Below are 24,559 nucleotides of genomic sequence, written 5' to 3' on the forward strand. Positions count from 1 at the left end.
TAAAAAATGCCGCCGCAGGCGACACAACATCTGAAGATTTTTTTATCTACCACAGCCTGAACCTGAAATGCCCCATGAAATCACAGGGAATAAATACAGATAAGAGATTTTTATAATCCATACCCAATTCCTCTTCTGATATTACATTTCATTTGTTCAGACTATGGCTGTAATTATTTTACTACTGTATCGTATATAAGTCAAGTCCTTTTTTGCTTTTCATAAAATCATCGTCACAACGAAAAAACTCCGCTTGCGCGGAGTTTTAGGGAGAAATAAACCCGAAAGAGGAGGATCGGGTTTTTATTATTATGAGCTGTACTCCGAATACAGGGAAGGGAACGGATCACAGCCCATGAAGCCTGCAATTTTTATCTTGCACCCATTTCAAGGTGCTTGTAGGTATCGAGCCACACATTCCTGTTTGGCTCATATTTGCTCTCAGGATCAAAATAGCTTGTGAACTCCGAGAGCTTATTGAGAAAGCTGTCGTTGTACTTCTTCAGCATTGAATCAAGATTGTTTTTCCATTCATTGAAACGCCTGCTGTCGTATCTCTCTTTCTCATAGAGGTGGAATACTGCGACCTGCGGATTATACACTATATCCACGTTGTTTTTCATCATGCGGTAGCCGAACTCCCAGTCATCCACTTCCTCGCCGCGGTAGCTCTCTTCAAAGCCGCCCCAGCGCTTTATGCACTCCATAGGGATAGAGAGATTAGAGGTCTTGGTGAATATCATCTTATACTTGACCTTATCGAAGTCATAGCTGTATGGCTCAAGCATATCAAGGCGTATATCCTTGATATAGTAATAATTCTTCTGCTTGTCCAGACCGTATCTCTCGGGCTCTGTGAGCCAGTAGCGGATACCGTTTCCGATAAGCTCCTTGATCTCATAGTAAAACCTGTCATTTTCCTCAAAGACCTGCTTTGTGAGACCAAACTGCATAACAGGCTTTCCAGCCTGCTTATAGCCGTTGTAATGTCCCGATACGAAGTTCTCAGCGGCTATCTCGTCGCCGTTAAGGAAGATAACAAGCTCTCCCTCTGCCTTTTCAAGTCCGATATTCCTTGCCTGACCTGCTTTTCCGTCAGGCGCGTTAAGACAGATAGTTCTGACCTTTGTGCCGTGCTCGCTTATATATTTTTCGAGCTCGTTATTATCACCGCAGTTCACGAATATGAGCTCATATTCGCTTTCGTCAAAATCCTGCTTCTCCAGTGAATCAAATAATCGGATAGTTCTGTCTGACTGAGCTGAATATGGGATAATAATACTGCATTTCATGTTTTTTCTGAATTCTCCTTTTGGAATTCCCCTTTATATGCGATGTTCTGCTCCAAAGTGCTTAACGGAGCATTTTTCACTCTTCTGATAGTATTATACATCAACTATAGGTTATATTTCAAGAAAAAATCGCATTTCGTATTATTTTTCTTTGTATTGCATATATCCTTACCTCGTTTCTTACAATCTTTATGTCAATAATACACATATAAGGCGACAAAAAAGGACGCACAGCGTCCCTTTTCGTCATTATTCTGTTTTAATGTCTACTATAAGTGCAGGAATATTGTAACTGCCGAAGTCGTCGCGCTGATAGAGCTTTTTCTTATGGTCGTTTACCTCATCGGCAGTGACCTCCCCCTCGTCAAGAGCAACAAGGAGTGCGTCGTCTGACATTTCCAGTATTGCGTGTATGTCAAGCTCTTCAAGGTATCCCGAGTTGTACATCTCGATGTTGTATCTTGCGATAAGAGCCTCGGGACGCGAGAAGCAGAGGATTGCAAACATAACAGTGAACATTATGGAGAAGTGCTTTGCGAACTGCATATCGAACTTGAACTGCTTGATTATCACCATTACAAAGGTCAGTGCAAGAAGCACCATAAACCAGCTTGTGTAAAGTCTCAGCTTTGTGAGTCCGTAGTTATCGATGTACATCACCATTTTGCTCATGGCTGTAGCTATGAGTATTATTGTGAATACGCTGATGATAATGCTGTAGAATTTGAGAGTCTTTGTCTTTTCCCTGCCTGCTTTCTTGGAGAAAACACTCATGAAGCAGAGCACTCCGAGATTTATTAGAGCTACTGCAAAGAGCTCAAAGAAGCCCTGTCTTGCATAGTCGGCATAGGTATAGCCGTCAGGAAGATTGCCTGCAAATGCGGAGAGGAAGTAGCTCGCCTGCGAGATAAAGAACAGCACATAGAGTATGCATATTGGAGTTACGGCTGTGTATACGATGAGATTGCTTATAAAGCGCATATTGTACATAGACTGCTTGCAGCGGTTCTCGTCAAGAGTAGCAAGTCCGTTGAGATGAGTATTTGTGTAGAACATACCGAAGAGATACAGCGAGCAGGGTATAGCCAGACAGAGCTGTAAAATAATATTCCAGAGCTCCTCACGGAATATCCTGTCAAATATATTCGTCAGCATACGGTCCATGCCGTCGTCTGCTGACATGAGCAGAGACGCTACTATAGCTGTCAGCGGTACTGTGATAAGAAGTCCGATAACGATGTATTTTGCATTTGAACCAGCCTTTGAGCTTGACAGCGAATCCGAGGTTATAGTCGCCTGCTTCTCAAAATTGGAGAAGGGGTACTCGAATATAGCCTTGCATATGGCAAAGGGCAGGAAGCGCTCAACGTTCTTGTTGTCAGCGCCTACGGAATATACCAGATACGCGCCCGCTCCGAAAAGGAATATCGCGTCAAGAGTCTTAATGAAGTTATTGGCGGTTATGGAGAAAACTATGGTAAACAGATAGAGAACTCCCGTCAGCACCTTGTTGAACTTTGAAAATTTGCACTCTTTTTTTCTCAGGTAGATTATTGCCGCGGTAATAATAGCGATGTAAAGTCCCGTTGTGATAAAGCCCATTGCGTGGAACACAACGTATCTCACAAAGCAGAAAGCCGCTATAAATACGAATACCGAAAGAACTGTCTCAGCCTTGGAATATACGGGCTTTTCCTTGACCTTCGGCGTTACGGGCTGGGGTACATAGGGAGTCTGCGCTCCGTTGTAAATGTTGTTGTTCATAATGTTTCCTCCTTGTTTTGTTCCATATAGGAACATTCTTTTTTATCACTGCTTCTGCCGCGAAAATAAACTATTGCTGCCATTATAAGCAAAAAAACATCATATACTACAATAAGTGTAAGCGCTCCTGTGACTTCAAAGCCGTCGCTTTTGGCAGGATCTATATCCGAACTGAGCCATAATGTCACTATTATCGCCTGCAATACCGCCGCTATGGAATAGGGTATGTACGGCTTGACATTTTTGCTGATAGTTTCAGCAACTGACGCAGACAGATAACATACTGCTGTCATTGCTGCAAATGGTGCAAAAACAAAGGTGATTGGAATTGCAAACATAACTATGCTTGCTCCTGTCCAGATAAGCGTTCTTTTCCAGCTTATCTTCATAACGTACCTGCTATGAGAAAATAGTCGATACCGTACATCATAAGCAGCGCCTGCACTATCCTGTATACTGCCATTATCCTGTCTACGGACTTTGGATTGGTCTCGTCCTTGTAGTACAGCCGCCTGAAGCCTATGGGTATCAGGGCTGTGACAAATGCGACGACTCCCGCGATATTGAGCCATTCACTGCCCCCTGCACACAGCACAGTGCATATGAGGAAATTGAACACGCACAGGGCAATATCTATGCCATATGTGTATTTGAGTTCACGCTTAACAGTCATTGCCTTTTTCATAACAGCACCACCTTTACTTATTATAAATATATGCATAATAGGTTATGAGCTTGCCACGGTACGGCAGAAGCTCCTTCTGCTCCCCCATATCCGTTATTATCGGCTTGCTTACTCACGTTTGAATTCCAGTATATCTCCCGGCTGGCAGTCAAGCTCGTCGCATATCCTCTCCAGAGTCGAGAAGCGAACCGCCTTTGCCTTGCCCGTTTTCAGTATGGAAAGATTGGCGGTAGTGATACCCACCTTTTCTGCAAGGTCCTGAGAGGATATCTTTCGCTTTGCCATCATTACATCAAGATTTACTACGATCGGCATGAAAAACACCCCCATTATATCGTAAAGTCGTTTTCCGACTTTATTTCTACTGCTTTTTCAAATACATTTTTGAGAACTCTCATTATCAGTCCGAACATTACTGCGCACATACCGAAGAATGCAAATATAGTGCTCCACAGACCGAATGCCATGAGAATTACTCCCACGCCCATGCATATCCATGATATCCACCTGAGACAAGCGGTGTTCTGCGGTATGAACACCTCGTCCCTGCTGATATTTCTCAGAAGCACATGGAGCTTCCACAGTGCTAAAAGTGCCAGTCCATCGCAGAGATAAAGCGTTACACACATGGGAACGAACATGGTATCACGGGAGAAAATGCTCTCGGCTTCGGAAGCCATTTCGTATACATACCAGTCAGACATAGTCGGGATAAAGAATGCTATGAAAACAGCTGCAAAGGCTGCCGTAACAGTCAGTATCCGCGATAAAAACAGTGATTTATCCTTGTTCCACATAAGCACGAGCTCCTTTTTATAATAATTGCAATTTCCGAAACTTTTTTCTTACTGTAATCATAGTATATCACATAAAATATCATTTGTCAATAGAAAATTATCGTTTTTCAATAATTTTTTTCTGTTTCTCATGGAGGCACAAAAAAGCTCCCGATTAACCGTGATACTCATATAAAAGTTTTATAATTATTATTGAGAGAACCCCTTTTGAAAAAGGGGCTTCTCTCAAACTCTCTCCCTAAAACTTTCGTTTTGTTTTTTCTCAGATAGGGCGCTTCATAAATAAAAAAATCCTGCAAAATGCAGGAGCGCCCTATCTGAGAAAAAACCAGATAAAAGTCTTTGGAAAGGGGTATGGGGAAGAACCTTTCTTCAGAAAGGTTTCCCCCATAATTAACTATAAGCTTCTATATAAGTATTGCGATTAATCGGGAGCTTTTTACGGGACGCCGTCCCCTGTATTTATACAGTATATCTGTGTATCAGGGCTTCTCGTCCTGACATGGGATCCTTGTTCTTGACGCCGCAGACTATAGCTTCAATAAGCTCGGGCTGCGTCTGTGTAAGAGTCCTGCGGTCAAAAAGTCCGAAGCCGTGCTTGCCGTTGTAGCCGTTGTCCCAGTATACGGGAGTTATGCCGTTCTGCGCCGCTGTACCTGCAACAAAACCGTCGTAGTATGCGCGGTTCTCGGCTATCCTGTCGGGAAGCTCCTCGTGTGTTCTGTCTATGCAGCCGAACTCGCCCATAACAACGGGGATTCCCTTGTCTATGTACTTTCTCTTGAGAAGCGAGAACTGAGCCCTGATGTGATCCTCGTCGCCCCAGTCAGCCATATTGCATGGATCGGCGTGACTGAGCTTTATTATCTCCTGTCCCTTTTCGCCCCAGAGGTATACCTTTTTCTTGTCGTCGCCGCAGTAGTCCCACGGATCATAGCAGTGAACGGACAGAATGAGCCTGTTCTCATCGGCAGTATTGCTGCTGTCGTCTGGAAGTCGGAAACCGTAGCCGCCGCAGGTATAGCTTATATCGGTGTTCCAGCCTGCAACCAGCAGCCAGCGGTGAGTATTATTGCCACCTGTGCTGCGGACAGTATTCACGAATATCTGAGCATAGTCGTTGATATTCTCATAGTATTCGGGTACGGGCTCGTGGTATATGCCGTCAAAGACCTCGTTCATGTTCTCGAAGATGAGGTGCTCGTCGTAATCAGCGAAGCGCTGGGCTATCTGCCGCCACACTGCCGCATACTTTTCTTTGATAAATTTTTGATTTTCACCGTCGCAAAGAAGCCAGCTGCCATTGATAGTATGGTAGCCGTCGCCGTGGATATTGATAATAACAAAAAGTCCCCTGTTGTAGCAGTAATCCACTACCTCGACAATGCGCTCCAGCCATTCTGTGTCTATTTTGAAGCCGTTGCTGTCGTCAATTTTGTTAAGGTAAGAAATAGGTATGCGCACTGTGCCGAAACCTGCGTCCGCAACAGCGTTTACCATTTCCTGTGAAGCTTTCGGGTTGCCCCAGACTGTCTCGTTAGGCTCTCCGTCGAAGTTGGCTTCGAGAGTGTTTCCGTAATTCCAGCCTGCTCCCATTTTTTCAGCAATATCCGCAGCTGAGACCTTGTAATCCCCATGATATATCTTTCTCATATATAGGTCTCCTCTACTATAATGTTATAATGATTATAACATAAAAAAACGCCCCATTTCAACTGAAATAGGCACAAATGAGATTATATGCAATAAAAAAGCGGCTTTTTTGACCATGGCAAAATCAACCGTTAGCTTGTAGGGGACGGCGTCCTCGACGTCCCACTGTAGGGGCGGATAATATCCGCCCGTTAAGGGAACGCCTTCTCTTGCAAGGCGACACTAATCGTGTCCGGCACCCTCTGTCCTTCGGACATCTCCCTACACTGTAGGGAGTCACCCTCTCAAAAAACAGTCCACCGGACTGTTTTTTGATTCACCCTTTGCGAGGCGCCTTCGATTCTTGGGCTCTGCCCAAACCCGCCAGAGGCGCTGCCTCTGACCTTACCGGTACGTCCCCTCTGTCCTTCGGACATCTCCCCATCTTATGGGGAGTCACTTCGCCAAAGGAACACAGTCCCTTTGGAATCCCGTTCATATTGTCAGGAAGTAACTACAGCGCTGAAATACTACTTACTATTTACTAATCTATAGTCAGCATTACAGGGCAATGGTCGCTGCCCATTACGTCTGTCAGTATCTCGGAGTCCTTAACGCGCTCCATAAGGCGCTCCGACACCACGAAATAGTCTATACGCCAGCCTGCGTTCTTCTCGCGAGCCTTGAAGCGGTAAGACCACCACGAATAAGTAACAGTCTCGGGGTAAAGTCTGCGGAAGGTATCCGCAAAGCCTGCGCCGAGAAGTTCCGTGAACTTGCCGCGCTCCTCGTCGGAGAAGCCTGCGTTGCCGCGGTTGGTCTTGGGATTTTTCAGGTCTATCTCGTTATGAGCTACATTGAGGTCGCCGCAGTAGATAACGGGCTTTTTCTTGTCAAGCTCCGAGAGATAAGCCCTCATGTCGTCCTCGAACTCCATGCGGTAGTCGATACGCTTGAGACCGTCCTGCGCATTGGGAACATAACAGCACACGAAGTAGAAGTCCTCATACTCGCAGGTAATGACGCGCCCCTCGTCGAGGTGAGTTCCGTTGATGCCGTAGGTCACGTTTATTGGCTCGGTCTTGCTGAAAACAGCCGTTCCCGAGTAGCCCTTCTTTATGGCGCTGTGAAAATATATGTGGTAGCCCTCGGGCTTGAAGTCCGCCTGATCGGGCTGCATTTTTGTTTCCTGTAAGCAGAATATATCAGCGTCCGCAGCCTTGAAGAAATCCTCAAAGCCCTTTTGCAGACAAGCACGAAAGCCGTTGACGTTCCATGATATGAGCTTCATTGTTATACCTCCGAAAAAATTTCTCCGCAGCCATACCGACTGCGGAGACTTTCTTATATTATAGCATACAATGTAAAAAATAGCAATATCGGAGTTGAGTAAGTAGTGAGTAGAAAGTAGAAAGTAGAATTTGTAGGGGCGGATATTATCCGCCAGAAACTTAATATGCATTATGAAACAAACTGTAACGGCTCGCGCTTATCAGTCAGCAAAAATATCAATAATATCCTGATATATTTTACCGCCGTCATCAAAACGGTGCATTGTCAGTTTTTCCTTGCCGTTATCATTTTCCGTCCATGTAAATGTACCTGTATCGTATATCACTAATTTATAATCATATCTTTCAGTTGCTCCAACGTAAGAATAGTCTTTCTTTTCTTCACCTATCTTTCTGAAAAAGACGGTTATTTTTTTATCACTTGAAGTATAGCTGCTTGGTCCTATTTCTGATGTCATATCATATTTATCAAGATATTCAAACAATATATCTTTATCAATATCTTTCTTTTTGATATCATCGTCAAGGTCAACGCTGTAATTTTCCTTATTAGCTGTAAGCTTACTGTATATGGAATCATTTTCGTTTGCATTTTCATTTGTATTTTTCGTGATATACTTGTCGCATATCTCGCAGAGCTTCTCGATATCGCTCTCATTTTTCAGCTTATATGCACACTGATGTGTACCGCCGCTCTGAGGGTAGAGATAACCGTTTCGGCTTATTAATGCGCCTGCAACATAGAAATCCATATATATCTGACGATTTGAGGTCTCGCAGGTCACCCATTCGAGCTCCGAAATCTCATCTTTAAAACTTTCAAAATTTTCTAAAGTACATTCTGTTTCTTCTGTGAACTGTCCGTCGTCTACGCGGAATCTTGCTCTTCCGCCATTATAACCTTCATGAAATGCATTCAGTATATCTTCCTTTGAAGCGTCTGTGCCGAACTCGTTCAGTTTAAGGTGCGAAGCGAGAACATTTTTGAAGCTTTCAAGAGATGTGTCTTCTTTCAGTCTGAAAATTTTTCCCGTGTCAAACTCCATATAGCCGTCCTCAGTTATAATGAATCCTACATCATAGCGATTAACATCATTATGAGATATATTAACTCTTTCCCATGAATACTGGCGGAGCTCGTTTGCAAAGCCTTCTCTGTCTACTATTTTATAATTAATGCCATCGGTTTCACCTGCGGGATAGTAGTATGCCTTGTCGTATGTGCTGTTCTTAAAGCCGTTGTTTATCTCATTTTCAAGCTCCTTATTCGTAACTGTGTGGAGCCTTTCAAGAGTATTCTCGTCTGCATACATTTCAAGAATATCATTGAACACCTTTTCTCCGTCGGTAAAACAATGATATGTGGTTCTGTTGTATTCATTATCTGTCATTGTATAACAGCCATTATTATAAAGCGTAAAATTATAGCTTGCTTCATCGTAAAGGCTTATCTTATTAATTGTCTCGTCGGCAGCTGCCTGCGCAATTTTAGCGGCAAATTCTTCTTCATTCTCTTTTCCGTAGAAATCTATGGTTATACTTCTTCCGCTCTCATAGAAATCTTCTTTCTCTATCTCGTTTTCCGTATTAAATTGATCCATGTATTTTATAAAAGGCTCAATATCAAGTCTTGTACCGCGATATATTACTTCTGAATCGTTATTTATTACCATGTCACCATAAAATAGCTCCTTATTTGCTTTCAGCCTGCTGTATATGGAATCTTTCTCTTCTGTATTTATATTTGTACTTTCTTCTGTTTTGTTGTTGATACGCGCAAGGTAATATGCTCCGCCGCCAACAGCTCCGCAGACAAGGACGAATGCCGCTGCAAGGGCTGCTGCTCTGCCGAAACGGTGCTTTGCCGTGATAACGTCAGTACCGCTTACGCTGTCCGCATATTCTGTCATCTCAGCGGGAGCTGATGTGAGCTTCTGCTGCATACGGCTGCGGAAATCATCTGTACACTTTATCTTTTTAAGAAGGTCGTTATAATCATTAGTTCTCATATACATAGCCCTCCTTTTCAAGCTCTGTTTTCAGTTTCTTTCTTCCGCGCTGCAAAAGCGAGCTGACCGTATTTTCATTCTTTCCCAGAAGCGATGCTATCTCCTTTACGGTGTACTCCTCAAAATAATAGAGGAATATCACCGATGAATACTTTTCGGGGAGCTTTGCTATCATCTCTCTTATCTCGTTGTCTCTCGGCGTAAACTCGCAGCTAAGAGTGCTTGCAAGAGCTTCGTCAAGGGGAGAATTTTTCATCATACGGGCGCTTTTTCTCAGGTTTTTGCAGCGGTTTATGGCTGAACGAAGCAGCCATGCTTTCATGTGTTCATCGGACTCAAAATCCTGCGGTCTTGCATGGAGTGCCAGAAAGACCTCCTGTGTTATGTCCTCTGCCTCGGTATAATTTCCCGTCATGGCAAAGGCGGTCCGCAGAACTGTGTCGCCGAATTTATTGAATGCATACAGCGCTGAATTATCATTCATGGTATTCCTCCTTTCCGTCGGAAGCGTCGCTTCACTAATATATACAATCCAGAAACGGATTTCCGTGCAATTTACGCAAAATTTAAGCCGTTAGCTTGTAGGCATAATACGCACTGACGGGCGCACAGTGTGCGCCCCTACAAATAAAGCTCACCAACTCTCATTGGTGAGCTTTGCTTACATATTACTTTACATTCTCGAACAATGCTACGATATCCTCTTCGCCGCGCATTCCTACTGCCTGATTTACTATCTGTCCGTCCTTTAATACCACAAGAAGCGGTATGCTGTCAACTCTGAATGCCGAAGCAAGCTCGGGCTGCTCGTCAACGTTGACCTTGCCGACCTTTATCCTGTCTGCGTACTTGTCGGCTACCAGCTCCACTATAGGTCCCATTTTCATGCACGGTGAGCACCACATTGCCCAGAAATCAAGAAGCACGGGTGTGTCCTTGTATAAAAGCACTTCTCTCTGGAAGTTTTCCTTTGTGATAACTACTTCTCTCATGTTTTTACCTCCTGTTTATTAAAGTTCCTTTGCGTAAAGGCGGTCTGTCTCGCCGCCGTAATTGATTATGTCATGGATATATTCATATCCGTACTTCTCATAAAGTCCAGTATATTCCGTGGGTATATAGCTCCTTGTGAAGCCGAGCTCCCTCGCGTATCCGTTGGCGAAGTCTATGAGCTGTCCGCTGATACGGTGTCCCCTTGCGCTCTCCGTGACGAAGATACAGGATATCCACGGGTATATATCAGGCAGAGGGTAATAGTCCGTTTTCATTATGGAAGCCATACCCACTATTTTTCCGTCCTGAACCGCGGCAAACATACACTCCCAGTCTGTGAACTCCCACGACCTGAGCATATCAGCGATATGCTCCTTTACCTCATGCCATGAGCATTCCTCAACGAATTGCAGAAGCTCCTGAGCAAGCGGAGTGTCCTTATATACCTTGCTTATGGTAAGCATAATCAGTCTTCCAGTGATTTATAATAGAGCAGACAATGACAGAAGCCCTCAAAATTCGGATCTGCTATCTGGTCGCGGAACTCCTTGCACATACACTTGTTTTCGGGAGTTTTTGCAAGTCTGCACGGACAGTAGCCGTCCTTCATTTTAAGTCCCTCTTTTATTCTGTCAACTACTTCTTTGTCGGGATTGAGCGTAATTTTCATAATCAGTCCCTCCTCGTGATTTTATTTCATAAGCTCCTCTGCAAGCGCTTCTATCTGAGCGATATTCTCAGCCTTTACAGTGGACTTGATAGATACTGTAGTATCTGTCCATGTGATGTTCTTGGACTTCTCAAACATGGACTTTATTACCTTTGCAGCTGTAGCTGCCCAGCTTCCGTTCTCGATGATACCGATAGTACGGTTCTGGTAGTTTCTCTCGGTAAGGTCGAGAATGAAGTGCTTCATGAACGGGAATATATCTGCGTTATATGTCGTTGTAGCAATAACAAGCTTTCCGTAGCGGAATGCGTCCTCAACTGACTCAGCCATATCCTCTCTTGCAAGGTCTGCGATAGCAACCTTAGGGCAGCCCTTTGCTTCGAGCTTTTCCTTGAGAAGCTCAGCAGCCTTCTTGGTATTGCCGTAAACTGATGTGTAAGCGATAAATATGCCCTCGGACTCAACACCGTAGCTTGACCATGTGTTGTAAAGTCCAAGATAGTAGCCGAGATTCTCCTTGAGAACAGGTCCGTGGAGAGGGCAGATAGTCTGGATATCAAGTGCAGCAGCCTTTTTCAGAACGCCCTGCACCTGCATACCGTACTTGCCTACGATACCGAAGTAATAGCGGCGAGCTTCGCAAGCCCAGTCCTCCTCAACATCAAGAGCGCCGAACTTTCCGAATGCGTCAGCCGAGAACAGTACCTTGTCTGTGCTGTCGTATGTGAACATTACCTCAGGCCAGTGAACCATAGGTGCGAACACGAATGAAAGCTCGTGCTTGCCGAGAGAGAGCTTCTCCCCTTCCTTGACTTCGAGCTTGTTTGCGATTGCGAGTCCCTCGAAGAAATTGTCTATCATGCCGAATGTCTTGGAGTTTCCTACGATAGCAGCCTCCGGGTACTTTTCAATGAAGTGCTTGAGGTTTGCGGAGTGGTCGGGCTCCATGTGCTGAACGATAAGATAATCAGGCTTGCGGTCACCGAGGACTTCAGCCATATTGCCGAGCCACTGGTCTGTGAAATTGCCGTCAACTGTATCAAAAACAGCAATCTTGTCGTCAACTATCATATATGAATTATAAGCCATGCCGTTTGGCACGTCGTACTGTCCCTCAAAGAGGTCAAGCTCATGGTCGTTTACTCCGATATAGTAAATGTCATTGGTTATTTTATTCATTGGTAATACCTCTTTTCAATTATTTACGGATATTCCGTATTACTTATTAAGTATAACATAAATAAGCATTATTGAATAGTGGCATTTGCAACAAATTTAAAGTTTTTTCTTTTATTATGCCGCACAAAACAAATAATATTCCTGCGCGGATTTGATTAGAGCGAATTATTCTGCGCATAATAATATCAGAAAAGCTATTCAAATAAAGACGTAAAATAATGATTAACTTTCTCATTGGAAGCCTATTTGGCGGGCGGAGTGCCTCCGCTCCCGGCATATACTATTCATGTAAAGGAGTAATTTTATGTTAAGTTTTCTATTCGGCAGTATGTTTGGTGGAACTATGGGCGTAATAACAATGTGCCTCTGTACAGCGGCAAAGTGGGGCGACGGGCATATGTAATTGTAGGGGCGACGTTCCGACGCCCGTAAAATGCATAAATTAAAGGGCGGCATAATGCCGCCCTTCTACTTACTACTTTCTATTTTCTACTCACTTCTTCTCAGGTACCTTGATGATATCCTTGCGCATATATGGCTGGAGTGCCTTTGGTATACGGATAGAACCGTCCTCGTTGAGGTTGTTCTCGAGGAATGCGATGAGCATTCTCGGAGGTGCTACAACTGTGTTATTCAGTGTGTGTGCAAAGTACTTGCTGCCGTCAGCAGCCTTTACTCTGATACCAAGACGACGAGCCTGTGCGTCGCCGAGGTTTGAACAGCTTCCTACCTCGAAGTACTTCTTCTGACGAGGTGACCATGCCTCAACATCGATAGACTTTACCTTCAGGTCTGCAAGGTCTCCCGAGCAGCACTCAAGAGTACGTACAGGTATATCAAGTGTGCGGAAGAACTCAACTGTATAGCTGTAGAGCTTGTGGAACCAGTCCATAGACTCCTCGGGCTTACATACAACGACCATTTCCTGCTTCTCGAACTGGTGGATACGGTATACTCCGCGCTCCTCGATACCGTGAGCGCCTACCTCCTTACGGAAGCATGGAGAATAGCTTGTGAGAGTCTTTGGAAGCTCCTCCTCAGGAACGATAGTGTCGATGAACTTGCCTATCATAGAGTGCTCGGAAGTACCGATAAGGTAAAGATCCTCGCCCTCGATCTTGTACATCATGCCTTCCATTTCAGCGAAGCTCATAACGCCTGTAACGACGTTGCTTCTTATCATGAATGGAGGAATGTAGTATGTGAAGCCCTTGTCTATCATAAAGTCTCTTGCGTAAGAGAGTATGCAGCTCTGGAGCTGTGCAATGTCTCCGCAGAGATAGTAGAAGCCGTTGCCGCTTGTCTTACGTGCGCTGTCGATGTCGATACCGTTGAGCTTTTCCATGATATCAACGTGGTAAGGAACCTCAAATGCAGGAACAGCAGGTTCGCCGAACTTCTCGACTTCAACGTTCTCTGTGTCGTCCTTGCCTATCGGTACTGTCTCGTCGATGATATTTGGGATAACGAGCATTATCTCGCGGATATCAGCTTCGAGCTTTACTTCCAGCTGCTCTTTCTCCTCGAGCTCCTTGCCCATTGCAGAGACCTCAGCCTTTACCTTTTCAGCCTCGTCCTTCTGACCGTTCTTCATGAGACCGCCGATCTCTTTGCTCTTTACGTTACGTGTATTTCTCAGATTGTCGCAGGCGAGCTTAGTCTCTCTGTACTGCTTGTCCAGCTCGATGACCTTGTCAACGAGAGGGAGCTTGTCGTCCTGAAACTTCTTCTTGATGTTTTCCTTAACAAGCTCAGGGTTAGTTCTTATTAATTTAATATCTATCATATTTATTCTCCTTAGTCCTCTTTTGCAAGCTTTTCTGCCAAAGCTGCGAGGTCATTTTTATCATAAAATTCAAGTATCAGTGCGCCCTTGTTCTTACCGTAATCAACCTTGACCTTTCTGCCGAGGCGCTCGTTAAGTGAGAGCTCCATTTCCTTGAAATAATTGTCAATTTTTTTATTTGAAGCACTTGCAGCTGCTTCATCGCTGTGCTCTGCTGATTTCTGTGCAGCCTTTTCTACCTGACGTACTGTAAGTCCTCCGTCAGCCGCTCTCAGAGCCGTTGCAATAAGCATTTCCTCGTCCTCAAAGCCAAGGAGCGCTCTTGCATGACCTGCTGAGATATCGCCGTTTTCAAGCATTTTAAGCACTCTCTCGGGCAGTGAGAGAAGTCTCACCGCATTTGCTACAGCAGAACGTGAACGTCCAACCATTTTTGCGACTTTTTCCTGAGTCATGCCGTACTTATCTATGAGCTCCGCATAGCCTGCCGCTTCTTCAACGGGATTAAGATTTTCACGCTGGAGGTTCTCGATAATAGCTATCTGCATGGTCTCCAGATCGGAGAGCTCGCGGATATTTACGGGAACTTCGTCAAGCCCTGCCATTCTTGCCGCACGCCATCTTCTCTCGCCTGCTACTATCTGGTAGCCGCCTGTGCTGATAGGACGGACAAGTATTGGCTGGAGCATTCCGTGCTCGCGGATAGAATCCGCAAGAGCAGTTATAGCCTCATCGCTGAACGCCTTACGGGGCTGGTCGCGATTGGGCTCTATTTCAGATATGCGCAGTGTTTTCTTGACCTGTATCTCATTGGTATTGTCAATGAAAAGCGAATCAAGTCCGCCGCCTGCGCCTAAACCGCCTTTTGCCATATGTTATCCTCATTCGTCAAGACGAACGTTTTCCTTTCTTATGTTTTTTGAAAGAGAAGATCTTTTTCTTTTTCGGGAGCTCTAAGGGTTCGCCAAGCATTTCATGGCAAACAAGCTCATAGGACTCCGAGCCCTTTGACGCTTTATCATAGTACATCACAGGCTTGCCGTGGCTGGGAGCTTCGGAAATACGAACATTTCTCGGCACCTTTGTCTTGAACACCTTATCCGGGAAGTATTTCTCGACCTCTGCTACAACGTCGTTTGCAACATTAAGTCTGCCGTCGAACATTGTGAAGAGTATTCCCTCGATTTCAAGAGCCGGATTATAATTATTTTTAACTATTTTAATAGTGTTCACCAGCTGTGATAGTCCCTCAAGAGCGTAGAACTCCGCAAGCATAGGTACCATAACGCTGTCGCAGGCAACGAGACCGTTGATAGTTATTGTTCCGAGAGCAGGCGGACAGTCTATAAAGATGTAGTCAAAGTCGTCCTTGCAGGTCAGTATCTGCATTTTCAGTCTGTTGACTCTGTTCTCATACTCAGCAAGCTCTATTTCACAGCCTGCCAGAGCCTCTGTTGCAGGAACTATTGAAACGTTCTGAAACTCTGTCTGAACAGTCGCCTCCTGAATACGAGCCTTTCCTGTGATAACATCATAGGTCGAAGCGCTGACAGACTTTTTCTTTATTCCGAAGCCTGTGGTCGTATTACCCTGTGGATCTGCGTCCACACAGAGGACTTTGAAGTCTCTTGAACCGAGATACGCAGCGATATTTATGACCGTTGTAGTCTTTCCGACGCCGCCCTTCTGGTTAGCAACAGCAATTATTTTGCCCATACTATCTTCCTTTCAGATTTACTTTTAATATTATACCACTTTTTTCACGCAATGTAAATATGAAACGAAGATTTTTATAAAAAATGTTTCACATGAAACAATTGTGGTGCAAAAATCACCTCAAAATTTGTTTCACGTGAAACATTTCAGTGTTTATTTCTTTTGAATCGGTATACGAACACGGTATTCTATGTAGTCCTCGTTCTGGATTTTTCGGGAATCCGCAGAGATTCCAGCCGCCTGCATAGTCTCAACAGCCTTATTAATTGTGTTGACGAACATCTTGACATTCTGAAACACCAGCGAACGCTTCTTATAGCTCACCTTGTCACGCTGACTGCCAATGAACTCGTCAATCAGCTTCTCAGAGCGCTCCACGTTCAGATTACTTTTGATTATCTTGCCAAGAATGAACAGCCTATCCTCAGAACTGCCCAAACGAAGCAAGGCTCGCGCATGACGCTCGGTAAGCCCGTACTTGACTATAAACTCACGTTCTTTTTCAGTAAGCCGAAGCAATCTAAGCTTATTGGCAATGGTACTCTGAGCACGACCAAGTTTCGCCGCAGCGTCCTCCTGCGTCATGCCATAATGAGTTATCAACTTTTCAATTGCCGAAGCCTCGTCAAAGAAAGACAAGTCCTGACGCTGAATGTTCTCCACAAGAGCAAGTACAGCCGAATGACGGTCACTGACCTCGTGTACAATACACGGGACAACGCTGAATTGGCACATTTTTGCCGCACGAAGCCTGCGCTCACCGGCAATAAGCTCATAGTGATTATCTTTTTTACGTACCGAAAGCGGCTGAAGAATACCGTTCTGCGCGATTGACTCCGCAAGTGACGTGATATCGTCCGTAAAATCCGTTCTCGGTTGATATGGGTTTGGTACAATGTCATCAATGTTAATTTCTACGACTTTGTTCACAAGCTTTTCCTTAGTAAAATTCAAAAATCCTGCCATGATATTACCTCCGAAGTATTTTCTAAACTTATCATATCACTATCGGGAAATACTTTCCATACAAAAAAACCGCAGTTTTTCGAGCAAACTGCGGTTTTAATGACATTATTTAGTTTAATCAAAGCTCTTTCTTCTTTATCTGAGCGCTATTTCTCGGGTATTTTATCGGAGTTTGCGATATTTTCTTAACTGTAATTATCCGACGCTGCTCATCAAAAAGACTATAATCGGTAATATCTTCGATCTTACCACCTAAAAGCTCTATCGCATTTGTTCCACGTGAAACATCTTCACTGGGACCTTTCATGGAAATAAATGAACCTCCGACCTTTACAAAAGGTATGCAAAGCTCACTCAGTGTGCTGAGATTTGCAACTGCACGAGCACAGGAATAGTCAAACTGTTCCCTATATTCAGGCATTTTCGAGAAGTCCTCTGCTCTTCCGTGAATAAAATCAGCATGGATATCAAGCTTATCGCAAAGCTGCTTAAGAAAATCAATCCGCTTGTTAAGGCTGTCAAGTAGCGTTAACTTAATATCAGGACGAAGTATTTTCAGCGGAATTGACGGAAAACCTGCCCCAGTACCTACGTCAATAAGAGTAGATTCAGGCTTTATATCAACGTATTTCAGCAAACAAGCCGAGTCGATAAAGTGCTTGCAGAGTATCTCCGTCGGCTCCGTGATAGCGGTAAGATTCACCTTTTTATTGTATTCAACGAGAAATTTCGCATAAATATCGAATTTTTCATAAGCTTCACGTGAAAGCTCAATACCGCACTGAGAAAATTTTTCGCAAGATATTTCAAAATCAGGTAGCATTTTTCTCTCCTTTCTCATGCATGAGCCATACTGCAAGCATGGAAACATCGGCAGGGGAGACTCCCGAAATACGCGAAGCCTGACCAATTGAAAGAGGCTTTATCTTATTTAGCTTCTCTACAGCTTCAAGACGAAGCCCGTAAATCAGGCTATAATCCAGATCCGGTGGGAGCTTCTTTGACTCCATTTTTCTCATTTGATCTATCTGAGCGAGCTGCTTCTGAATATAGCCTTCGTACTTGATCTGAAGCTCTACTTGCTCACAAACCTCCCAGTCAAGCTCAGGTCTGTCAGGATCAAATTGAGCAAGATCGTTATAATTAATCTGAGGACGGCGTATCAGATCAGTCATTTTACAGCCTGTTCCAAGGGCGGAAGTCCCTTTTTCTACGAGAAACTCGTTAAGCTCCTCTGTTGGAGACACATTTAATTTAGATAAACGATCAATTTCAAGAGCAGTCTGACGCTCCTTTTCGAGCAGCTTTTCATATCGTTCAAGTGGGATAAGTCCCAATTTATAGCCAATCGGAGTCAATCTCTGGTCGGCATTATCCTGACGAAGAATAAGCCTGTACTCGCTTCGGGAGGTCATCATTCTGTATGGATCGGCACAACCCTTGGTTACAAGATCGTCAACCAGAGTTCCTATGTAAGAACTTGCCCTGTCCAGTATCATAGGCTCTTTTTCCTTTATTTTAAGGGCTGCATTTATGCCTGCTACGATTCCCTGAGCAGCAGCTTCCTCGTATCCCGAGCTTCCGTTGAACTGTCCTGCGCCGTAAAGTCCCTGTAAATTCTTAAATTCGAGGGTAGGGAGCAACTGATTCGGATTGCAGCAGTCATACTCTATTGCATATGCAGGACGCATGATCTCTACGTCCTCCAGTCCGTCTATTGTTCGCAGAAATGCCAGCTGTACGTCCTCAGGCAGCGACGACGACATTCCCTGTAAATAGTACTCTTCTGTTGATAATCCCATTGGTTCTACAAACAGCTGATGTCGTGGTTTATCTGAAAATCTTACAATCTTGTCCTCGATTGACGGACAATATCTTGGACCTACTCCCTCTATTCTTCCCGAGTATAACGGTGATCTGTCAAGGTTTGAAAGTATCACCTCATGAGTTTTACTGTTTGTATATGTAATGTAACAGCTTACTTTATTCTCAAGTCCGTCTGTTTCTGTTTCAAATGAGAATGGAACGATTTTTTCATCACCGTCCTGTCTTTCCATTATATCAAAATTAATACTTCTTTTGTTTACACGGCAGGGAGTACCCGTCTTGAATCTGCGCAGTTCAACTCCATTTTCAGCAAGACTTTTTGATAAATATTTGCTTGGCAAAGCTGAGTCAGGACCGCTTTCATATGAAACTTCACCAATGTGTATCTTGCCTTTGAGATAAGTTCCGGTAGCAATTATGACTGCTTTCACAGCATATTCAGCTCCGAGAGAAGTTCTCACGCCAACGATTTTATTATCTTCAGTTATTATTTCAGCGATTTCTGCCTGCTTCACATAAAGATTTTTTTGATTTTCGCAGACATTTTTCATGTATTCGTGGTACTTTACACGGTCTTCCTGAGCTCGTAAACTGTGAACAGCAGGACCTTTTCCGCGGTTTAGCATACGGCTCTGGATAAAGCATTTATCAGCAGCTTTGCCCATTTCTCCGCCCAAAGCGTCTATTTCACGCACTAAATGTCCCTTTGCAGTTCCGCCGATTGAGGGGTTGCAGGGCATATTTGCAATTTGATCCAGTGATATTGTAAACATGACTGTTTTACAGCCAAGTCTTGCAGAAGCAAGAGCTGCCTCAACACCTGCATGACCAGCGCCGACAACTGCCACGTCAAATTCACCCATTTTATATGTCAAATTTCTCACTCCTTATGTTTCACATGAAACATTTCACTTTCCAACGCAGAAGCGCGAGAAGACTTCGTCCACAACTGCGTCCGTGACTTTTTCTCCTGTAAGCTGTAACAACGACTGTTCAGCTTCATCAAGAGTAATATTTACAGCGTCCAGCATTTCACCAATTTCAAGTGATAAAATAGCATTTTCAATACCTTCAAGAGCCTTATCGATACACTTTTTCTGACGCTCATTTGCAGCGGTTGCCGTACCAAAATCAGCTTCTCCAAGCTTAAAAATCTCCTCTATACAGTCGTGAAGCTGCTCAAAACCAGTGCTTTCCTTGGCAGATAAATATACGATATGTTTAATTTTTTCTTTCAGCAGGGAAGTATCAAGGACTTGTTCAACATCATTTTTATTGATAACAGCGATAGTATTATTTATATTAATTTTATTAATTAAATATAAATCGTCCTCCGTGAGCGGACAACTTCCGTCAAAAACTGCAATGACCAACTCGGAAGATGCTATCATTTTCTCAGCCATGTCAACTCCGATACCCTCGATAACATCGTCTGTTTCATGGATACCTGCTGTGTCAGAGAGTCTCAGAGTAATGTCTCCGATGCGAACAGACTCCTCAATAATATCACGGGTAGTGCCTGCAATCTCGGTTACGATACTTCTCTCGCAGCCGCTGAGGCAGTTGAACAGCGTTGACTTACCCACATTTGGACGTCCTATAATTGCCGTGGCAACGCCCTCGCGGAGTATCCTGCCGCTGTCGTAATTCTTCACCAGCGAGCGAAGCTCCTCGCGTATTTCTTTCAGCTCATCAGTGAGCACCTCGGGACGGACCTCGGGGATATCCTCCTCGGGATAGTCAGCCCACGCTGCAAGGTCGCCGAGAATTTTCATCAGCTTGTCGGAGCATTTCTTCGCCTTTTTGTAGGCTGCGCCCTCGCGGAGATTCTCCGCCATTTTCATTTCGCGCTCGCCCTTAGCGGAGATTATATCCATGACCGCCTCGGCTTTCATCAAGTCAAGCTTGCCGTTGAGATAAGCCCTCTTGGTGAACTCGCCAGCCTCCGCATTGACAGCTCCGTTAGCCAGAGCCGCACGGAGAACACGCTTGGTAACATAAAGTCCGCCGTGGCAGGAGAGCTCTGCAATATCTTCGCCTGTGTAGCTGTGGGGAGCGCGGAACACTGTCAGGATACAGTCGTCAAGGCGTTCATCACCGTCATGAGCGACACCGTAAGCGCAGGTGTAGCCTGCCATGTCCGCTACCTTTTTGTCGCCGTAAGGGGAGAATATCTTTTCCGCAACCTGTATGGCGTCCTCGCCCGAAATACGTATAACAGCTATTCCGCCCACTGCATTAGGCGTTGAAACAGCAGCTATAGTTGACATTTTATCACTTCCTAAAAAAACAACGGCTTATATGCAATACAATAATGATTATGTGTATCCATTGAGGAGGACCCTTTTGAAAAAGGGTCACTCCTCAAACTCCTCCCCTAAAACTTTCGTTTTTGTTTATTCCCCGATAGGGCGCTTACAAGAATATAGAATACTTGTAATTTTTAATGCGCCCTATCGGGGAATAAACCAGATAAAAGTCTTTGGAAAGGGGTTCGGGGAATAACCTTTCCTCAGAAAGGTTTTCCCCGATAAATACGCATAAACTTTTATTTTGTATTACATTTTAAGCCGTTGTTTATAATAATTATAACTCTATCTTACCGTAGAGACCGCCCTGTATCTCGTCCTCAGGCTTTGGTCTCTTATAGTCCTTTTCAAAGCTTGTTGAGAGGTCAACGCTTCTGCGCTCCATGTTTACCTCTCTGTCGCGGTTTCTTCTCTCTCCGCCGCGTCTGTCGTTTCTTCTTCCGCCGTCACGGCGATTATCACGTCTTCCGCCGCCTCTTCTTGGGTTATTGGAAGAAATGATTATCTTTCTGTAAGGCTCCTCGCCGACTGAACGTGAGGAAACGCCCTCGATATTTGAGATAGCAGAATGGATAACTCTTCTCTCGTATGGGTTCATTGGCTCGAGAGGCTGTGAACGGCCTGTTCTGAGAACAGACTTAGCAACCTTTGCAGCCAGCTGCTCAAGAGTTTCCTTTCTCTTACTTCTGTAGCCGAGGCAGTCAATTGTAATTCTGTAGTAGTCCTTATCGCCCTTGTTAGCGATGATAGAACAGAGATACTGGATAGCGTCGAGAGTCTCGCCGCGTCTGCCGATTATAGTACCGTTGTTGTTGCTCTCGATATTGATAACAGCGCCTGTCTCATTCTGATAAACCTGAAACTCTACTTCAATATCCATAGCTCTGAGAATGCTTGTGATGTAGTCCTTAGCAAGCTTTACCTTTGGATTTACGAGGGACTCGTCCTCGATAAGAGTAAAGTTATCAAGTGAGTAAGCCTCTTCGTCATCAACAGCCTCAGCAGGATTCTCAGCAGCTTCAACAGGATTCTCAGCAGCTTCCGCAGCTGCTTCCTTCTTTACCTCGGCAGCCTTTGGCTCTGCCTTTGTTTCAGTAGTTACAACAGGCTTTGGCTCTGCAGCAGTCTTAGTTGCAGGCTCTTCAGCCTTAGGTGCGGGAGCAGTTGTTACAGGAGCCTTAGGAGCTTCAGCAGCTGCCTTTGGTGCAGCAGCAGGTGCAGCGTCTGCAACTGTAGCCTTTACCTTAGCTTCCTTTGAACCGATACCAAAAAGTCCCTTTTTGCCTTCATCGAGGATCTCAAACTTGATCTCACTGATACTTTTTCCGAATTTCTTAGCTGCCAGCTCTTTTGCTTCTTCGATTGATCTTGCTGTGAAAATTTCAGTCATACTTATACCTCCCTGAGGAATCAATCCTCATCATCGTTATCCTCGTAAGAATCGCCGTATTTTTCAGCCATGCGCTTTCTTGCTTCCTTAAGCTTGTCGCGGTTCGCTTTATTCTGCTCCGAGCGTGAAACGCCGTTTGACTTGCCTGATGATGAGCTGCCGCTGTTCTGCTGTTCGAGAGCAGCCTGCTGCTCCATCATTTTCTGCATGAATGATTTCTTATTCGGATGTTTTTCTGCGTATATTCTTGCTTTTTCTTTTTCCTTTTCATTTATGACCTTAGTACGCTCGGGAGTAAAGTAGCAGTTAAGCGCAAAGGTAATTATGAATGAAAAGATTGATGACCATATCCAGTAGAAGCCTACACCTGCGGGTACCTGAAATGCGAACCAGATAGAAAGGAGAGGAAGTCCGTACATCATAACTGACATACAGCCCTGACCTGCCTGCTGCATACTCGGGTTAGTTCTCTTCTGATGTATCTGGCTGTAAACAGATACGAGGAGCTGTGAAAGACCTGCAAGGAAGGGGATAGCTACAAGTATTACAGCTTCCTTAGTCCATGAATCGGGGTGGATAGTAGGTGTTTTTCCGAGATTAGCACCGAAAAGTGTAAATCTCTCGTTGAACTCAGTTACCTTTGAAAAGAATTTCTCACCGAGAGAAACGTACTTGTCGCCGTTGTCTCTGAGGTGTTCCATAGTCATGAGCTCACATCTGAGGTTTCTGGTATCAACACCTGCAATGCCGCAAGCTTCATCAATGATACTTTTTGAAATATCAAGGATATGTGTCACAGGCTTATAAATAACGTCAATAACACCGAAGAGGAGGAACATCTGGATAAATGCAGGTAAACATGAGCCCATGGGGTTCACGCCCTCCTGCTGATACAGCTTCTGCTGTTCTTCCTGTAATCTCTGCGGATTATTGGCGAAACTTTTCTTGAGTTTTTCCAGCTTCGGGTTAAGAAGCTGCATTCTTGCCGCGCCCTTCTGTGTCTTGTAGTTGACAGGCAGCAGCAGTATTTTTGTGATTACCGTAAACAGAATGATAGCTACGGCATAGTTATTGCAAATCGAGTAAATAAGTCTCATCAGATAGCCGAAAGGCACACCGATAATATCATAAAGTGCGTTCAATATTAATCCCTCTTAATTCATTTTGTTGTCATCTTCCGAATAATCAGGATCCACATAATCGTACTTCCTGACTCTGAAGGTGAATTTTTCGGGGACGTGATCTATACCGCCCATTGACCATGGGTTGCAGCGGAGTATCCTCCACACGGCAAGAGCCGAGCCCCTTATTGCACCAAAGCGCTCAACAGCTTTCAATGCATAAGTGCTGCAAGTAGGATAATACTTGCACTTAGGGGGAAAAAGGGGAGATATCAGCTTCCTGTAGAATTTGATAAGCCCCAGAACAATATATTTCATACACGCTTATTCTTGTTATCGAAGCTCCTGAACATCTTATTGATATCATTTACTCCGTACTTGTCCATATAGCCGCAGTATTCGTCTGATTTTATACTGCAGATAGCAGTTCTTGCCACTATTACGATATCCATGCCCACGGGGAGATTCACCTCAGCGTTCCGATAGGCAAGGCGGATAAGTCTCTTGGCTCTGTTGCGGCAGACGGCATTGCCCACTTTTTTTCCTGCGGTTATACCGAGGCGGTTAAAGGGCTTTCCGTTTGGTCTGACATATATGACCGAGTATTTTGAAGCGGCATACCTGCCCTTTTTATAGAGGGCAAGGAAGTCCTTATTATCGTTCAATATTTCCGTATAAAGCATAATTGCACCTGCATATAGCCGTCCTAACAAAAAAGACCACAAAATAAAGATTTTGTGGTCAGCCTCGTCAGTGAGTTAATCTTGCTCTGCCCTTAGATCTTCTACGAGCTAAAACCTTTCTGCCGTTCTTAGTAGCCATTCTCTTCATGAAGCCGTGCTCCTTCTTTCTGTGGAGCTTCTTAGGCTGATATGTTCTCTTCATATTCAGTGTCCTCCTCTCTCGAATTATTATACAAGAGCCGTAAAAACCGCTCTGACAAACGTGAATTGCGTACAGAGACACTTCGCCCTGCATTACACTAAATCATTATATATTAAAAAGTCTCCCGTGTCAAGCAATTCCCGAAATTTTTTTATCTCCACATACATTTTCAGTTTTTTTACCAATATATCTTGAATGATTAACGGAATAATTTCAATACTTTGTCCAATTTCAGCCATTTTCTCA

Annotated in this window: 27 protein-coding genes; 1 reads left to right on the forward strand and 26 read right to left on the reverse strand. The window is 44.3% G+C overall.

What is annotated here, in order from left to right:
• Positions 1-371 precede the first annotated feature (371 nt).
• From BT105_RS13790 to BT105_RS13855, 14 genes are all read right to left on the reverse strand, one after another.
• Positions 372-1,292 carry a glycosyltransferase family 2 protein gene (locus tag BT105_RS13790; protein ID WP_072301271.1) on the reverse strand — a complete coding sequence of 307 codons (921 nt, stop codon included), beginning with the start codon at positions 1,290-1,292 and terminating at the stop codon, positions 372-374.
• Between the two features lie 249 nt (positions 1,293-1,541).
• Positions 1,542-3,056 (reverse strand): DUF4153 domain-containing protein, encoded by a 1,515-nt coding sequence (locus BT105_RS13795; protein ID WP_072301272.1) that lies wholly within the window; start codon positions 3,054-3,056, stop codon positions 1,542-1,544.
• Positions 3,053-3,445: a hypothetical protein gene (locus tag BT105_RS13800; protein ID WP_072301273.1), complete on the reverse strand. Its 393-nt coding sequence runs from the start codon at positions 3,443-3,445 to the stop codon at positions 3,053-3,055. The genes BT105_RS13795 and BT105_RS13800 overlap by 4 nt, the downstream gene beginning before the upstream one ends.
• Positions 3,442-3,741, reverse strand: a complete 300-nt coding sequence (locus tag BT105_RS13805; protein WP_072301274.1) for a hypothetical protein — start codon at positions 3,739-3,741, stop codon at positions 3,442-3,444. The genes BT105_RS13800 and BT105_RS13805 overlap by 4 nt, the downstream gene beginning before the upstream one ends.
• 108 nt (positions 3,742-3,849) lie before the next feature.
• Entirely contained in the window at positions 3,850-4,056 is a 207-nt protein-coding gene (locus tag BT105_RS13810; protein ID WP_072301275.1) for a helix-turn-helix domain-containing protein, read from the reverse strand.
• 14 nt (positions 4,057-4,070) lie between these two features.
• Entirely contained in the window at positions 4,071-4,538 is a 468-nt protein-coding gene (locus BT105_RS13815; protein WP_072301276.1) for a DUF2975 domain-containing protein, read from the reverse strand.
• 462 nt (positions 4,539-5,000) lie between these two features.
• Positions 5,001-6,191, reverse strand: a complete 1,191-nt coding sequence (locus BT105_RS13820; protein ID WP_242940132.1) for a glycoside hydrolase family 5 protein — start codon at positions 6,189-6,191, stop codon at positions 5,001-5,003.
• A 523-nt stretch (positions 6,192-6,714) separates the two neighbouring features.
• On the reverse strand, positions 6,715-7,461 hold the full coding sequence (locus BT105_RS13825) for an exodeoxyribonuclease III (protein ID WP_072301277.1): 747 nt from the start codon (positions 7,459-7,461) through the stop codon (positions 6,715-6,717).
• 201 nt (positions 7,462-7,662) lie between these two features.
• Entirely contained in the window at positions 7,663-9,471 is a 1,809-nt protein-coding gene (locus tag BT105_RS13830) for a hypothetical protein (protein WP_072301278.1), read from the reverse strand.
• Positions 9,461-9,955, reverse strand: coding sequence for an RNA polymerase sigma factor (locus BT105_RS13835; RefSeq protein WP_072301279.1), 495 nt, complete (start codon positions 9,953-9,955; stop codon positions 9,461-9,463). The genes BT105_RS13830 and BT105_RS13835 overlap by 11 nt, the downstream gene beginning before the upstream one ends.
• 184 nt (positions 9,956-10,139) lie before the next feature.
• Positions 10,140-10,463: a thioredoxin gene (gene trxA, locus BT105_RS13840; RefSeq protein WP_072301280.1), complete on the reverse strand. Its 324-nt coding sequence runs from the start codon at positions 10,461-10,463 to the stop codon at positions 10,140-10,142.
• A gap of 18 nt (positions 10,464-10,481) precedes the next feature.
• Positions 10,482-10,928, reverse strand: a complete 447-nt coding sequence (locus tag BT105_RS13845) for a GNAT family N-acetyltransferase (RefSeq protein WP_072301281.1) — start codon at positions 10,926-10,928, stop codon at positions 10,482-10,484.
• Between the two features lie 2 nt (positions 10,929-10,930).
• Positions 10,931-11,134 carry a ferredoxin-thioredoxin reductase catalytic domain-containing protein gene (locus BT105_RS13850; RefSeq protein WP_072301282.1) on the reverse strand — a complete coding sequence of 68 codons (204 nt, stop codon included), beginning with the start codon at positions 11,132-11,134 and terminating at the stop codon, positions 10,931-10,933.
• 21 nt (positions 11,135-11,155) lie between these two features.
• Positions 11,156-12,313 (reverse strand): FprA family A-type flavoprotein, encoded by a 1,158-nt coding sequence (locus tag BT105_RS13855; protein WP_072301283.1) that lies wholly within the window; start codon positions 12,311-12,313, stop codon positions 11,156-11,158.
• Positions 12,314-12,617: 304 nt separating this feature from the next.
• Between BT105_RS13855 and BT105_RS13860 the strand changes: the two genes are divergently transcribed.
• Positions 12,618-12,716 (forward strand): DUF3789 domain-containing protein, encoded by a 99-nt coding sequence (locus BT105_RS13860; RefSeq protein ID WP_072301284.1) that lies wholly within the window; start codon positions 12,618-12,620, stop codon positions 12,714-12,716.
• 90 nt (positions 12,717-12,806) lie between these two features.
• Here the strand turns inward: BT105_RS13860 and serS are convergent, their stop codons facing one another.
• The 12 genes from serS to rpmH all read right to left on the reverse strand — a co-directional run bounded on the left by serS (position 12,807) and on the right by rpmH (position 24,313).
• A complete protein-coding gene (serS, locus tag BT105_RS13865; protein WP_072301285.1) occupies positions 12,807-14,099 on the reverse strand; it encodes a serine--tRNA ligase in 1,293 nt (430 codons plus the stop codon).
• Positions 14,100-14,110: 11 nt separating this feature from the next.
• A complete protein-coding gene (locus tag BT105_RS13870; protein ID WP_072301286.1) occupies positions 14,111-14,971 on the reverse strand; it encodes a ParB/RepB/Spo0J family partition protein in 861 nt (286 codons plus the stop codon).
• Positions 14,972-14,987: 16 nt separating this feature from the next.
• Complete coding sequence (locus BT105_RS13875; protein ID WP_028513959.1) at positions 14,988-15,815, reverse strand: ParA family protein; 828 nt, start codon at positions 15,813-15,815, stop codon at positions 14,988-14,990.
• A gap of 153 nt (positions 15,816-15,968) precedes the next feature.
• The gene (locus BT105_RS13880; RefSeq protein WP_072301287.1) at positions 15,969-16,781 is read right to left on the reverse strand and encodes a ParB/RepB/Spo0J family partition protein; all 813 of its coding nucleotides are present in this window, start codon (positions 16,779-16,781) and stop codon (positions 15,969-15,971) included.
• A 118-nt stretch (positions 16,782-16,899) separates the two neighbouring features.
• Positions 16,900-17,604, reverse strand: coding sequence for a 16S rRNA (guanine(527)-N(7))-methyltransferase RsmG (gene rsmG / locus BT105_RS13885; RefSeq protein ID WP_072301288.1), 705 nt, complete (start codon positions 17,602-17,604; stop codon positions 16,900-16,902).
• On the reverse strand, positions 17,594-19,483 hold the full coding sequence (mnmG, locus tag BT105_RS13890) for a tRNA uridine-5-carboxymethylaminomethyl(34) synthesis enzyme MnmG (RefSeq protein ID WP_177243997.1): 1,890 nt from the start codon (positions 19,481-19,483) through the stop codon (positions 17,594-17,596). The genes rsmG and mnmG overlap by 11 nt, the downstream gene beginning before the upstream one ends.
• 33 nt (positions 19,484-19,516) lie before the next feature.
• Complete coding sequence (gene mnmE, locus BT105_RS13895) at positions 19,517-20,878, reverse strand: tRNA uridine-5-carboxymethylaminomethyl(34) synthesis GTPase MnmE (protein WP_072301289.1); 1,362 nt, start codon at positions 20,876-20,878, stop codon at positions 19,517-19,519.
• 316 nt (positions 20,879-21,194) lie between these two features.
• Complete coding sequence (gene jag, locus BT105_RS13900; protein WP_072301290.1) at positions 21,195-22,307, reverse strand: RNA-binding cell elongation regulator Jag/EloR; 1,113 nt, start codon at positions 22,305-22,307, stop codon at positions 21,195-21,197.
• A gap of 20 nt (positions 22,308-22,327) precedes the next feature.
• Positions 22,328-23,449, reverse strand: coding sequence for a YidC/Oxa1 family membrane protein insertase (locus tag BT105_RS13905; RefSeq protein ID WP_072301291.1), 1,122 nt, complete (start codon positions 23,447-23,449; stop codon positions 22,328-22,330).
• Positions 23,450-23,461: 12 nt separating this feature from the next.
• Positions 23,462-23,746 carry a membrane protein insertion efficiency factor YidD gene (gene yidD / locus BT105_RS13910; RefSeq protein WP_037324130.1) on the reverse strand — a complete coding sequence of 95 codons (285 nt, stop codon included), beginning with the start codon at positions 23,744-23,746 and terminating at the stop codon, positions 23,462-23,464.
• The gene (gene rnpA / locus BT105_RS13915; protein WP_072301292.1) at positions 23,743-24,111 is read right to left on the reverse strand and encodes a ribonuclease P protein component; all 369 of its coding nucleotides are present in this window, start codon (positions 24,109-24,111) and stop codon (positions 23,743-23,745) included. The genes yidD and rnpA overlap by 4 nt, the downstream gene beginning before the upstream one ends.
• A gap of 67 nt (positions 24,112-24,178) precedes the next feature.
• Positions 24,179-24,313 (reverse strand): 50S ribosomal protein L34, encoded by a 135-nt coding sequence (rpmH, locus tag BT105_RS13920; protein WP_009986162.1) that lies wholly within the window; start codon positions 24,311-24,313, stop codon positions 24,179-24,181.
• Positions 24,314-24,559: the final 246 nt, after the last annotated feature.

It is taken from the genome of Ruminococcus flavefaciens, assembly GCF_900119075.1.
Classification (GTDB): Bacteria; Bacillota; Clostridia; order Oscillospirales; family Ruminococcaceae; genus Ruminococcus; species Ruminococcus flavefaciens_Q.